13 protein-coding genes are annotated in these 13,937 nt (G+C 59.7%); all 13 read left to right on the forward strand.

The genetic code is table 11. From position 1 onward, the window contains the following. The first annotated feature begins 3 nt into the window (after positions 1-3). The 13 genes from hypA to ELE36_RS18140 all read left to right on the forward strand — a co-directional run bounded on the left by hypA (position 4) and on the right by ELE36_RS18140 (position 13,935). Positions 4-360: a hydrogenase maturation nickel metallochaperone HypA gene (hypA, locus tag ELE36_RS18080; protein WP_129835778.1), complete on the forward strand. Its 357-nt coding sequence runs from the start codon at positions 4-6 to the stop codon at positions 358-360. Continuing rightward, complete coding sequence (hypB, locus tag ELE36_RS18085) at positions 351-1,334, forward strand: hydrogenase nickel incorporation protein HypB (protein ID WP_129835780.1); 984 nt, start codon at positions 351-353, stop codon at positions 1,332-1,334. Before hypA ends, hypB begins: the two co-directional genes overlap by 10 nt. Further along, positions 1,331-2,107, forward strand: a complete 777-nt coding sequence (locus tag ELE36_RS18090) for a sulfite exporter TauE/SafE family protein (protein ID WP_207215811.1) — start codon at positions 1,331-1,333, stop codon at positions 2,105-2,107. Before hypB ends, ELE36_RS18090 begins: the two co-directional genes overlap by 4 nt. A 7-nt stretch (positions 2,108-2,114) precedes the next feature. Continuing rightward, entirely contained in the window at positions 2,115-3,635 is a 1,521-nt protein-coding gene (locus ELE36_RS18095) for a sigma-54 interaction domain-containing protein (RefSeq protein WP_165371683.1), read from the forward strand. Then, on the forward strand, positions 3,635-3,859 hold the full coding sequence (locus ELE36_RS18100; RefSeq protein ID WP_129835784.1) for a hypothetical protein: 225 nt from the start codon (positions 3,635-3,637) through the stop codon (positions 3,857-3,859). The genes ELE36_RS18095 and ELE36_RS18100 overlap by 1 nt, the downstream gene beginning before the upstream one ends. Before the next feature lie 509 nt (positions 3,860-4,368). Further along, positions 4,369-5,331 (forward strand): NADH-quinone oxidoreductase subunit B family protein, encoded by a 963-nt coding sequence (locus ELE36_RS18105; RefSeq protein WP_129835786.1) that lies wholly within the window; start codon positions 4,369-4,371, stop codon positions 5,329-5,331. A gap of 17 nt (positions 5,332-5,348) precedes the next feature. Next, entirely contained in the window at positions 5,349-6,950 is a 1,602-nt protein-coding gene (locus ELE36_RS18110; RefSeq protein ID WP_129835788.1) for a nickel-dependent hydrogenase large subunit, read from the forward strand. A gap of 60 nt (positions 6,951-7,010) precedes the next feature. Further along, the gene (locus ELE36_RS18115) at positions 7,011-7,301 is read left to right on the forward strand and encodes a hypothetical protein (RefSeq protein ID WP_207215812.1); all 291 of its coding nucleotides are present in this window, start codon (positions 7,011-7,013) and stop codon (positions 7,299-7,301) included. Positions 7,302-7,319: 18 nt separating this feature from the next. Further along, positions 7,320-7,658: a hypothetical protein gene (locus ELE36_RS18120; RefSeq protein WP_207215813.1), complete on the forward strand. Its 339-nt coding sequence runs from the start codon at positions 7,320-7,322 to the stop codon at positions 7,656-7,658. Between the two features lie 28 nt (positions 7,659-7,686). Further along, positions 7,687-8,487 carry a hydrogenase maturation protease gene (locus ELE36_RS18125; RefSeq protein WP_129835791.1) on the forward strand — a complete coding sequence of 267 codons (801 nt, stop codon included), beginning with the start codon at positions 7,687-7,689 and terminating at the stop codon, positions 8,485-8,487. 139 nt (positions 8,488-8,626) lie between these two features. Then, complete coding sequence (locus ELE36_RS18130) at positions 8,627-8,929, forward strand: response regulator (protein ID WP_165371684.1); 303 nt, start codon at positions 8,627-8,629, stop codon at positions 8,927-8,929. Further along, the gene (locus tag ELE36_RS18135) at positions 8,926-10,317 is read left to right on the forward strand and encodes a sensor histidine kinase (protein ID WP_129835795.1); all 1,392 of its coding nucleotides are present in this window, start codon (positions 8,926-8,928) and stop codon (positions 10,315-10,317) included. Before ELE36_RS18130 ends, ELE36_RS18135 begins: the two co-directional genes overlap by 4 nt. Before the next feature lie 75 nt (positions 10,318-10,392). Then, entirely contained in the window at positions 10,393-13,935 is a 3,543-nt protein-coding gene (locus ELE36_RS18140; protein WP_129835797.1) for a sensor domain-containing protein, read from the forward strand. Positions 13,936-13,937: the final 2 nt, after the last annotated feature.

Consider the following 13,937-nt stretch of genomic DNA (forward strand, 5'->3'; position numbering starts at 1 on the left):
GTCATGCACGAACTCGGCATCACCCGCAATCTCGTCGCCATCGTCAGCGAGCAGGCGCACGGCAAACGTGTGCTGCGCGTGTGGCTGGAGATGGGCACGCGCACCGCGCTGATGCCGGATGCGGTGCGCTTCTGCTTCGACGTGGTGGCGCAAGGCACCGTGCTCGAAGGTGCGGTGCTCGACATCCTCGAAATCGCCGCGGGATTGCAGTGCGAGGAGTGCGGAACCTACGCCGATCCCGATCGAATAACGGACGAAAAAATCGTCGTGGTTTGCGCGCAATGTCGGTCGTCGAAACTGCGTCGGCGCAGCGGCGAGGAACTCAATATCAAGGCGATGGAGGTCGAACCATGTGCGTGACTTGCGGATGCGGACAAACCGGCGCGGCGCGCATCAATGGCGAAGCGCTTGATACACATGAACACGAACATGTGCTGGCCGATGGCACGCGCGTCGTGCATCGCCACGAGCACGGCAACGATGCGGCGCACGATGAGCATATGCATATTCGCGCTCTGCAGCATGGACACGATATTGCGTCGATGGCGAATGCGGTGTTTCTGCCGATCACCGCCAAGTCGCAACAACACACGCACGCCGCTGAACACGGACATTCGCATACACACACGTCTGTGCCAGCGGCACAACGCCGCGAGATTCCGACCGAACTGGTGCGTCTGGAAACTGCGTTGCTCGACAAGAATCAACGCATCGCCGAGCGCAACCGCGCTGCACTGGCTGGACGCGGCGTGCTCGCATTAAATCTGATGTCGAGCCCTGGCGCGGGCAAGACCAGCCTGCTGGTGCGCACGCTGACCGATCTCGCCGCAGAAATTCCGATGAGCGTGGTCGAAGGCGATCAGGAAACCAGCGCCGACGCCGAGCGCATACGCGCCACTGGCGCAAAAGCCGTCCAGATCAATACCGGCGCCGGCTGCCATCTCGAAGCCGACATGCTCGAACGCGCATTGCTCACGTTGTCGCCGGCCGCAGGCAGCGTGCTGTTCATCGAAAACGTCGGCAACCTGGTGTGTCCGGCCTTGTTCGATCTCGGCGAGCGCGCGCGGATTGTCGTGCTGTCGGTCACCGAAGGCGACGACAAGCCACTCAAATATCCGCACATGTTTCGCTCCGCGCAACTGATGTTGCTGACCAAGATCGATCTGCTGCCGTACGTGAGTTTTGATCCAGCGCGAGCCGAAGCGAATGCACGCGAAATCAATCCGCAGATCGAGTGCCTGCGCCTGTCGGTGACCAGCGGCGAAGGTCTGGCAGATTGGTATCAGCATCTGCGATCGCTGTTGCAGGAAGTCGCTACGGAGCGGGTAGCGTGAACCTGACCGTGGTGCTCGGCCTCGGCTTACTGCTCGGCATGCAACACGCCACCGAGCCCGATCATCTGGCCGCGGTCGCCGCGCTGGCCGGGCGCGAACGTTCGCTCAAGCAAGGCATTTTCCACGGTGTTGCGTGGGGCCTCGGACATACCTTGATGTTGTTGCTGGTAGCGGGCGCGGTGGGATTTCTCGGCTGGGTGATTTCACCCGCGATCGCCGGCCACCTCGAACAATTGGTCGGCGCGATGTTGATCCTGCTCGGCGCCAACGTGGTGCGCCGGTTGTGGCGCGAACGGCTGCACTTTCATGCGCACAAACATCCGGCGGAGACATTCCATTTCCAGCCGCATACGCAAGATGCCAGCGTGTTGCAGGATCACTCGCACGCGCACACGCATCCGACCGAGGTCATGCATTTCCATGCGCACAGCCATCTCGGCGAATCGCAACCGCATGCGCAAAGTCCCCATAGCCATAGCCATCGTCTGCCGTTGCGCAGTCTACTGGTCGGCATGGTGCACGGGCTCGCCGGTTCCGCCGCGCTCGCCTTGCTGGCGAGTCAGTCGATGCCGAGTCCGGCGTGGATGCTGGTTTACATCGCGGTATTCGGCACCGGTTCGATGCTCGGCATGGCGTTGCTGTCCGGCGTGCTGGCGGTGCCGCTCGGCATGACTGCGAAACATCTCACGCGCGTCTATCGCGTACTGAATGTTGGCGTGGCGATATTCTCGATCGGGCTCGGTACAAAACTGCTCTTGGTACTCGGAGGATAAATCGGTCATGGCCGCCAGCTCTCAGCCGAGTGTTCCGCTATTGCATGCGCCAGCGGCGCAAACGCAGCCGGCGCGCGAATGGCACGTTGCGCTGATCGGCCCGCGTTTGGTGCATGATGCGCGCCTGCGCCGACATCTCGGCGGCGAGTACCAACTTGGCATCCACGATCGCGCGCGCGAGGCGCTCGCCGCGATGGAAGATGTCAGCGCCGATGTCGTGATCGTCGAACAGGTTTTGCTCGATGGTCGCGGTGTGGATTTCCTGCGCGAATTGCGCACACGTCACCCGGATACGATCCGCCTGCTGGTGCTGGACAACGCCGATACGCAGGTGGTGCAGCATGCGATCAACGATGCCGCGGTGTATCAGGTGGTGATCACGCCGTGGCAGCCGGAGCAATTGCATCTGCTGGTGCGGCGCGCGCTCGAATCGCGCGAACTCGCGCGCATTCATCGCTATCTTTCACGCGAGCTGAAATTTGCCGACGGCGTGGTGAATCGGCAGAACGAGACCATGCGCAACGTGTTGCAGGAGGTCTACGCGTTCGACCGTCTGGTGTTCGCCAGCACCGCGATGGCCGAGGTCTGCAATCTCGCGCGCAAGGCCGCGCATACCGATCTGCCGGTGTTGATCGAAGGCGAGACCGGCACCGGCAAGGAACTTATGGCGCGCGCGATCCACCTTTTCAGCCAGCGCCACAAACTTTTGTTCATGGCGGAAAATTGCGGCGCGATCAGCGACGATCTGCTGCAGTCCGAATTGTTCGGCCACAAGCGCGGCGCGTTTACTGGCGCGACGACGGATCGGCTCGGTTTGTTTCTGGCGGCAGATGGCGGCACGGTTTTTCTCGATGAAATTTCGGAGATTTCGCCGAGCATGCAGGTCAGCCTGTTGCGTTTCCTGCAGGAGGGCGAGATCCGCGCACTCGGTTCGGATCAAACCAAACGCAGCAACGTACGCATCATCGCCGCGAGCAATCGGCCGCTGAAAGCGCTGGTCGCCGAAGGCAAGTTTCGTCAGGATTTGTATTACCGTTTGCGCGGTTTCGAGCTGCGCATGCCACCGCTGCGCGAACGGCCCGAGGATATCCCGGCGCTGGTGATCCACATGCTCGACAAATACGCCGGCCTAGTGTCGCGGCGCATCGCGGGCATCACTCCCGATGCGATGGCGCGGCTCAGTGCGTATGCGTTTCCCGGCAATGTGCGCGAGCTCGAAAACGAAGTGCGGCGCGTGATCGCACTGGCGGAAGACGGCGAATTCATCACTGTGCGGCATTTGTCGCCGGAGGTCGCGTGTACCGCGGTGCCGTCAACGCGCGGCCCAGATTTGCTGAGCATCGTACCGGGCGGCAGCCTCAAGAAAAAAGTCGAGGCGCTCGAAGCGCGCCTGGTCTGCGATACGCTTGATCGCTGTCACTGGAATCACAGCAAGGCCGCACGCGAACTCGGCCTGTCACGCGTCGGTCTCGCCAACAAGATTCGTCGTTACAAAATCCTGCGCGCTGGCAATGAGGCGGGGCTGTGATGACTGATGATCCGGCAAAGCCCGTGCGTTTCCCGTGTTCGCGGATTTCCCCGCCGCACACGCCCGGCGGCACCAAAGAACTCGGCATCGGCGCACTCGCACGCCAGCTCGGCGTGCATGAAGATCGCGCGCTGAACGGCCACTGGTGCAGCCGCTGCCAAGGCATCTGGTACGGCGTGATGCTCGAAGTCGAATGCCCGGTCTGCGGCAATCGCGGCGGCTGACAGAAGTTCGATCTATCCGATAAATCGACACGAGATTTCAGATTTCTCCCGCATTTTTCTGCTGCAGGTTTTTGTCATCCAGACAGATTATGCGGCGCTAATCAGCCACTGAAATGCAAACTACGTTTACGCGCCGGTGCGGCTGGATACTTGGCTTACAGATTGCCGTTGAGTGTGGCATCGCAGCATAGTGAAATATCGAAACACTCGACATCGGTTTGGCCGCAAATGCGGATCCTCATTGCCATGCAGGTTGGCGACCAGCGCTCGTTCAAGCTGCTGAAAAATCGGGGTTTCAGCCTGCGCTGAAATGATCAGAGCAGATCCGCGGCGATCACGGTGACGAACCGATTCCGAGCATTCACCGTCCATTCGTTTATTTCACTGCATCGCGCAGGTTTGGCACAACTCCTGCTGTACAAAACTTGTCGCGCCATCAGCGTTTGCGCGGTTCGCAAAAGCGGAACAGATCATCCCGATTTTCCGCATGAATGGATGGAGAAAAACGTATGGCAAATCTCCTGTGGTTGCAGGGCGGTGCTTGCTCCGGCAATACGATGTCGTTCTTGAATGCCGAAGAGCCGAGCGCGTGCGATCTGGTCAACGACTTCGGCATCAACGTGCTGTGGCATCCGTCGCTCGGTGTCGAGCTCGGCGAGAACCTGCGCAAGCTGTTGCGCGATCTCGTATCGGGTGCGATTCCGCTCGACATCTTTGTCTTCGAGGGCACCGTGGTGAACGCGCCCGGCGGCACCGGCGAGTGGAACCGTTTTGCCGGCCGACCAATGAAGGACTGGGTCGCGGACTTGTGCAAGGCAGCGGGATTTGTTGTCGCGGTTGGTGACTGCGCAACTTGGGGCGGCATTCCCGCTACCGCGCCGAATCCGTCTGATTCGCAGGGCCTGCAATTTCTCAAGCGCGAGCACGGCGGTTTCCTCGGCAAGGATTTCACCTCGAAGGCCGGTCTGCCGGTGATTAATGTTCCCGGCTGTCCGGCGCATCCCGACTGGATCACCCAGATCGTCGTCGCGGTGGCGACCGGGCGCACCGCAGATATCACGCTCGATGAATTCCAGCGGCCGAAAACCTTCTTCCAGTCGTTCACGCAGACCGGCTGCACACGCAATATGCATTTCGCCTACAAGGTGTCGGCGACCGAGTTCGGCCAGCGCAAGGGTTGCCTGTTTTATGACCTCGGTTGTCGCGGGCCGATGACGCATTCGCCGTGCAATCGCATCCTGTGGAATCGACAATCGTCAAAGACTCGCGCTGGCATGCCGTGCCTCGGTTGCACCGAGCCGGAATTCCCGTTCTTCGATCTCGCACCGGGCACGGTGTTCAAGACGCAAACCGTCATGGGCATTCCGAAAGACATGCCCAACGGCGTCGACAAGAAGGGTTACATCGCACTCACCGCTGCCGCGAAAAACGCCGCGCCGCGCTGGGCCGAAGAAGATATTTTTGTGGTTTGACGACGGAGCGCATCAGCATGTCAGCACAGATCCAGACTCTCGATATTTCTCCCGTCGGTCGCGTCGAAGGTGATCTCGATGTTCGCGTCGAAATCACCAACGGCATAGTCACCAACGCCTGGACTCAGGCCGAATTGTTTCGCGGATTTGAAATCATCCTGCGCGACAAAGACCCGCAAGCCGGCCTCGTGGTCACGCCGCGTGCGTGCGGCATCTGCGGCGCCTCGCATCTCACGTGTGCGGCATGGGCACTCGATACGGCATGGCAAACCGAAGTGCCACGCAACGCCATTCTCGCGCGCAATCTCGGCCAGATCGTGGAAAGCCTGCAGAGCCAGCCGCGTTATTTCTACGGCTTGTATGCGATCGACCTGACCAACAAGAATTATCGCAAGAGCAAATATTACGAGGAGGCGGTGAAGCGCTTCGCCCCGTTTACCGGAACCTCCTACGAACTCGGCGTGACGATCTCGGGCAAGCCCGTGGAAATCTACGCGCTGCTCGGCGGGCAGTGGCCACATTCGAGTTACATGGTACCCGGCGGCGTGATGTGTGCGCCCACACTTACCGATGTCACACGCGCGTGGTCGATCCTCGAATATTTCAAGAAAAACTGGCTGGAATCGTGTTGGCTCGGCTGCACGCTGGAGCGTTACGAACAGATCAAGTCCTACGAGGATTTCATGGCGTGGCTCGATGAAAGTCCGGCGCACGCCAATTCGGATCTTGGTTTCTACTGGCGCATGGGGCTGGATATCGGCCTGCATAAATTCGGCGGCGGTGTCGGACGTTATATTTCGTGGGGTTATCTGCCGCACGAAGACAAATACCAGAAACCGACCATCGAAGGCCGTAATGCCGCGCTGATCATGAAGAGCGGTGTATACGACGGCAAGATCGATACCCATACCTTGATGTCGCAGGAGCACGCGCTCGAAAACACCACCCACGCGTGGTACGACGAAGGCGGTGCCGATGTGCATCCGTTCGATCGCACGACGCGTGCAACGCAGAAAAACACCACCGATTTCGCGGGCGCGTATTCGTGGGCGACCGCAGTGAATCACGATCAATACGGGCGTCTCGAAGCCGGCCCGTTCGCACGCCAACTCGTTGCCGGTGGCAAGCATGGCGAGGCATGGCAGCACTACGATCCGTTCGTGCTGGACATGTACAAGAAGATGGGCGGGCCAAGCCTGCATCTGCGCCAGATTGCGCGCATGCACGAAACCATCAAGTTGTATCGTCAGGCCGAACATTGCCTCAAGGAATTCCGCCTCAACGAGCCGTGGTATATCAAGCCGCGCGAAAAAGACGGTCGCGGCTGGGGTGCCACCGAAGCCATTCGCGGCGCGCTGTGCCACTGGATCGAGGTCAAGGACGGCAAGATCAAGAACTACCAGATTGTTGCGCCAACCACCTGGAACGTCGGGCCACGCGACAGCAAAGGTATCCGCGGGCCGATCGAGGAAGCACTGGTCGGCACACCGATCGCCGATCCGAGCGATCCGGTTGAGGTTGGCCATGTCGCACGCTCGTTCGATTCGTGCCTCGTATGCACGGTGCACGCGCACGATGGTAAAACCGGCAAGGAGCTGGCACGCTTTCGCATCGGGTAAGCGCCATGGGCGTGACCCAGGCGCAATGAGGATGCGATGTCGAGACTGGACGATGATCAAATGCGCGAACGAATCGGCAAGCTGCTTGCCGATGGTCTCAAGACCCAGACCGAGCCGTTTCCCGAAACGGCTCGGGAGTTTTCGCGGCTGCTCGACGAGTTGTACCGGCTTCCACCGGACGATCTGCGCGGCAAACTCGTGCTGTCGGGTTTCACCGATACGCCGTACGGGCCGGAACGCATGCGTTGCCAGGAGTGCATGTATTACCTCGTGCATCGCAAGTGGTGCGACCTGCCGGAACTCGCGGTACCGGTCGAGGCGGATTGGTGGTGTCGGCTCTGGCGCATCTGACTGACAAAGGACATGGCGGTGAACGAATCCAACGATCAACAGCTTGATCAACAGCGCAAAAAGATCCACGATCTGCTGGCCGCCGGACTCGAAACCGACTGGCAACATCGCGCCTACAGCGATGCCGAAATCCAGCGCGTGGTGCAAGGGCTGCAAGGGCTGCCGCCGGACGATCTGCAAGGCCAGTTGCGCATTGCCGGCTTCACCCTCACGCCGTATGTGAGTGAGGAAGATCCCGAAATCGAACAAGCCTGCGCCACGTGCATGTACTACATCACGCACAGTCGCTACTGCGCATTGCCCGAACTCAAACTCGGCGTGGAGGCCGAATGGTCATGCAACGTATGGCGCATTTGAAATCATACGCAATCGATCGGTCTGACACATGCTCGTTGTAATCGGCTGCGGCAACCTCGCGCGCAGCGACGATGGCATCGGCGTTGAAGTGGTGCGCCGCCTGATCGGACGTTTTGGTGCGCAAAATTCCGAGCTACGTCTGATCGATGCCGGCACCGCAGGCATGGATGTGATGTATCAGGTGCGCGGCGCGGCGCAGGTAATCATCGTCGACGCATGCCGCAGTGGTAGTGACGCCGGCGCGGTGTTTCGCCTGCCGGGCAGCGAGGCGCAAACGCCGGCCGAACCGGGATTCACCCAGCATGGTCTGCGTTGGGATCACGCGCTGTATGCCGGCGGCAAAATGTTCGGTGCGGATTTTCTGCGCAATATCGAGGTATTTCTGGTCGAGGCGCAAAGTCTCGATTTCGGCATCGGCCTGAGTCCCGCCGTTGAACACGGCGCACAGCAGGTCACCGAGGAAATCTCTACGCTGATTCGCACGCGCGAAGCCGTCGTCAGCCCCGACGTCTGGCTGCAAAACGGCAGGCTGCATCTGACCAGCGCGGCTTATGATCGCTACATGGATGGCTGCTCGATTGCCGCGCTGCTTGCGCGCGATGAGGCGTGGTTGCTGCTACCGTTGCGCGCCGGCGCGGGTGGATTGCAAATCAAGTTGCGCAATGCGCGCGGTGATCGGGTGATCGAAGCGCAGGAATTTTTCCGCGCACAGGGGCTGGAAGATTCCGCGCAATTGCGCAGCGTGTGCCTGCATCACGCACCCGATCAGGGCGCGTGGCGAATCGAGCTGGCAGATGCCGCCATCTCACCCGCGCATGCCATCGCCTGAGTCATCGACGCTGACCGCTTGTTGACGATCACACCTGCTGCAAATCTCACCTGTCACGCGCGCTAGATAATCGCAAAATCCCCATCGCGGCAGACCATGCGATACACCGCCGGCATTGCCACAGGTTATGCTTGGCCGCATGCGTGTACTGATAGTTGAAGACGATGCTCTGGTCGCGGCTGCGATTCGCAGCGGCCCTACCGCGAGCGGGTTTGCGGTCGATCACGTCGGCAGCGCCGAAGCCACACGCACCGCGTTGCGACACGAAAATTTCGATTTGATCGAATTCGATCTGGTCCTGCCCGCGGCGGATGGTTTTTCCCTCGCGCAACGTTTGCGCGCTGGCGGCTTGACCTTGCCGGCGGTGATTCTTACCGCACGCGATGCATCGGCCGACCGCGTGCGCGGCCTCGGTTATCGCCTTGAGGAAACCGAAAAATGAAACCGTCGGATTCCGCCCATATCGGCACCGTTCGGCGACGCCTGCTGTGGCTGTTGTTGCCACCGCTGAGTCTGTTGCTGGTAGCCGGCGTGCTGCTCGATTACCGCATGGGTGCAGCGCCCGTACGCGAAGCCTACGATCAGGCGTTGGCCGACGCGGCGCTGGCGGTGAGTTCGTACGTACGCATCGAACCCGGCACCAGCGTGATTCATGCCGAGCTGCCGGACGAGGCTATCGATATGCTGCGCAATGGCCGCCACGATGACATGTTTTATGCCGTATTCGGTGTCGATGGCAGTTATATCAGCGGTGATCGTGACCTGCCGCTGGCCGCTGTCGGCACACGCAACCCGAGCTTCATGGATGCGACTTTCCATGCGCGCGCCGTGCGTTTGGCGACCTATCGCAGTACCACCGCGGCAGGCTCGGTCACGGTGGTTGTTGCCGAGACAAAACTCAAGCGTGACCATGCCACCACTCGTCTGCTCACCGGCGTGGTACTCACCGATCTGCTGCAACTGGGCGCGATCATGTTGCTGGTATTCATCGGCGTAGCCGCGGGATTACGCCCGCTGCTGCGCTTGCGCGACGAGATCGAAACGCGCTCGCCGCGCGAATTGCGCGCGCTTGATGAAACCTTGGTGCCCGGCGAAGTTCGTCCGCTGGTGCGTGCACTGAATCAACTGTTTGCCACGGTGCGCGAAGCCGCGTTGGCGCAACAGCAGTTTCTGGCCAACGCCGCGCACCAGCTGCGCACGCCGCTGGCCGGCCTGCGGGCGCAGCTTGATCTGCTCGCACGCGAAGCACCCTCGCCGGCCGACAAGGAAAAACTACTGCGCCTACTCGACAGTTGCCGCCGTCTCGCGCATACCGCCAACCAATTGCTGGCACTCGCGCGCGCCGATCCGGCGGCGAATCTGCCCGAGCAATTCCAACACGTCGACTTGCGTCGATTGATCGAAACCTGCGTCACCGATCAACTCGATCGCGCACTCGCAAAAAATATCGATCTCGGTGTCGAAACCATGCCGACCACGATCATGGGCAGCGCGTGGTTGTTGCGCGAACTGCTGGCCAATCTCACCGACAACGCGCTCAAATACACGCCTGCGGATGGGCGCATCACCCTGCGTTGCGACACGGATGTGCAGCGCCGCGCGTTTCTCGAAATCGAGGATGACGGCCCCGGCATTCCGGAATCGGAACGGGCGAATGTGCTGCAGCGCTTTTATCGCATGCAGGCAAGCAGCGGTGACGGCTGTGGCCTAGGCTTGGCGATTGTCGATGAAATCGCGCGGTTGCATCAGGCCGAATTAATCCTGTCTAGCGGCGAAAACGGCATCGGCACACGTATCCGGGTAGTCTTTAGCGCAACGAAAAGCCCCTGACCCGACCGAGGCCGGCATGAACCGAATCATTTTCACACTGGCTTGCCGCATAGATTGTGCAAACTTCATCCTGAAATGACTATCTCATCGCCATCACGCCAATCGGCGCTTTCCTCGGCAGATACGATCGCGAGAATCAAGGCGCTGATCGGTCAACTGGAAATAGACGATGTGCTGCGTGCCGCGATCGAATTCGCGCTCGGCGAAGCGAGCCTCGATCCTGCCAGCGGCGACAGCAACCTGCTGAGTGTCTTGCACCAGACGCTGGATGCATTGCGCGAGAGCAATCGGCGTTTCCACGACATGCTCGACAATGTCGAATTGATTTCGGTGATTTTGAGCCCGGCCGGCACGATTACTTTTTGCAACGATTATCTGCTGCAGCTAACTGGCTGGGCACGCAACGACCTGCTCGGCAAAAACTGGTTTGAAATGTTCGTTCCGCCCGAACTCGCCTTGCACAAAGTGCATTCCGTACTGCTGACCGGCGCAACCGAACCGCGTCACCACATCAACGAAATTGTCACGCGCTGGGGCGAGCGCCGCATCATCCAGTGGAACAATTCATTGCTGCGATCCGCCGCTGGCGAAGTGACAGGCACTGTCAGCATCGGTGCAGATGTCACCGAGCGCGTTCAACGCGAACAAGATCTACAGCGCTTTCGCCTAGTGATGGATGCTACCGCCGATGCGATCTACCTGGTCGATCGCATCAGCATGCGCGTGATCGACGTCAACGGTGCGGCGTGCCGCATGCTGGGCTACGACCGTGAGGAAATTCTGGCGCTGTCGCCCGAACAAATTTACTCGTTCGACCGCGAACAACTCATGCGCAATTGGGATCGCCTGATCGAACTTGGCAATGCTGCTGACATTATCGAAACCTCGCATCTACGCAAGGATGGCAGTTGGGTGCAGGTAGAGGTGGAGCGTCGCGCGGTACGCACGGACGATAATAGCTGGATCATCGTTGGTGTGGCTCGCGATATTTCGCTGCGCAAGCAAGCCGAAGATGAGTTGCGCTTCCAGGCACTTTTGCTCAACACGGTCGGCGAAGCCCTGGTTGCGAGCGATCGCCTCGGCAACATCCGCTATTGGAATGCACAGGCCGAGCAACTTTACGGCTGGTCAGCGAGCGAGGTGATCGGGCAAAACATGGCGTGCATTCTTTTTACCGATCCACTGCACGAGTTCGCCGTAACGATCCTGCCCGAGGTCAGCCAAGGACAAACCTGGCGTGGTGAAAACGCAGCGCAACGCAAAGACGGTACGCGCTTGTACGTGCAGCTATCGGTGGCGCCGGTGCAGGATGCTGCAAAACAACTCACCGGTTTGATTTGCGTCTCGCGCGACATCAGCAAACGACGCGCCACCGAGCGTGCGTTGCGCCGGAGTAACGAACGTTTCGAGCTCGTCACTCGCGCGACCAACGACATCGTCTGGGATTGGGACGTGAGTACCGACACCTTGTGGTGGAGCGAAAACATGGGCTCCACCTTGGGTTACGACCGCCTCGATCTCGATCGCGGCATGGAGTCCTGGTACGAGCCGCTTCATCCCGATGACTACGAACGTGTCGAAGGCGGAGTCCAGGCCGCGATCGATTCCGACGCAGTGAGTTGGCAGGACGAATATCGTTTTCGCCATAACGATGGCCATTACCTCGCGATCTTCGATCGCGGTTTTGTGATTCGCGATAAATCCGGCAAGGCGATCCGCATGATCGGCGCGATGATGGACATTACCGCGCGCAAAAAGGCAGAGATCGAAAATCGTCAGCACGCGATGCAGCAAAGCCTGCTTGCCGAGTTCGGCCAGAAAGCGCTGGCCAGCACCAATCTCGATACGATCATGGACGAAGCTGCTGTGGTCGTCGCCAAAGGCCTGGAGGTCGAATTCTGCCGCGCGATGCAACTTTCTGCCGATGGAACCTCGCTGATTTTCAAGGCCGGCTGCGGCTGGAATGATCGCTGGCTGCGACGCTCGGTGCCGCTCAACGATCCCGAAGCGCGCAAGCGTTATGAGCTTCATCTGCACGCCAATGGCCCGATTGTGATCGACGATTTTTCGACCGAAACACGGTTTGTGCCTTCGTCCACACTGACGGATCATCAAATCGCCAGCGCGGTGGAAGTGCTCATCCGTGGGCCGAGTGGAATCTACGGCCTGGTCGGTGCGTATTCGCGTGAGCGCAGCGCGTTCAGTCCCGAAAAAGTCAATTTTCTGCGCAGTATTTCAATCACTCTCGGCACCGCCGTCGAGCGTGTAAGGTCGGACGAAAGAGTGGCGTATCTGGCACAGTTCGATACCTTGACCGGACTGCCAAATCGTCACCTGTTTCACGATCGCATGGCGCAAACCCTTAGCCAGGCCGAGCGCAACAACTGGTACGCCGGCGTGGTTTATATCGATGTGGATCGTTTCAAGATCGTCAACGACACCTATGGCCACGCCATCGGTGACGCGCTGCTGACCGAGGTGGCACAGCGCCTGCGCAACTGCATCCGCAGCGGCGATACGGTTGGGCGTCTCGGCGGCGATGAATTTGCGATCGTGCTGTCAGATCTGGCCAACGTCTACGACGCCAATACGGTCGCGCAAAAAATTCTCGATGCGCTCGCACAACCGTTCAAGCTCGATGCATATGAAACCTACGTCACCGCCAGCCTGGGCATATCGCTGTATCCGAGCGACGGTATCGATGCCGATACCCTGCTGAAAAACGCAGATACCGCGATGTACCGCGCCAAGGAGCAAGGTCGCAACAACTTCGAGTTCTATACCCCGGTGCTGAACCAGCGCGCCACGCGCCGCATTGGCATCGAGCGTGAATTGCGTCACGCCATCGAACTTAATCAACTCGAACTTTTTTACCAGCCGCAGATATCGCTCGAAAACGGCCAGATCGTCGCGGCCGAAGCGCTGATCCGCTGGCGACATCCGCAACGCGGATTGCTCGGTCCGTCCGAGTTCATCGGCATCGCCGAGGAGAGCGGACTGATCGTGCCGATCGGTCAATGGGTGGTTGAAACCGCCTGTACGCAGACGATGCTCTGGCACCAGGCCGGGCACTCCGCACTCACGATTGCGGTAAACGTTTCACCGGCGGAAATCCGTCGCGGCAATGTGCCCGAGCAGATTCGCGCAGCGCTGGATCGATCCGGACTGAAACCGCAGAATTTCGAAGTCGAGATCACTGAAAGCATGGCGATGGACAGCGCCGAATCGTTCATCGATACCTTGCGCACGCTGAAAAATGTCGGCGTGATGATCGCGATCGACGATTTCGGCACGGGTTATTCAAACCTGAGTTATCTCAAGCGTTTCCCGATCGATACGATCAAGATCGATCAGACTTTCATCCGCGATATCGTCACCGATACCGACGATGCGGTAATCGTGCGCGCGATCATCGCGATGGCGCATCAACTCAAATTGGATGTGGTCGCAGAAGGTGTGGAAACTGAAGCGCAGGCGACATTCCTGCGGCGCAATCAGATCGATCTGGTGCAGGGATTCTTGTTCTCTGCGGCGATCGATGCGAACGCGTTCGGGCAGCTGCTGGATCGTCGCAAGTCGGGGCAACCTCAGTTTCGAATTTTTCCGACTGCGCCGTAACA

Origin of the sequence: Pseudolysobacter antarcticus (genome assembly GCF_004168365.1) — a bacterium.
GTDB lineage: Bacteria > Pseudomonadota > Gammaproteobacteria > Xanthomonadales > Rhodanobacteraceae > Pseudolysobacter > Pseudolysobacter antarcticus.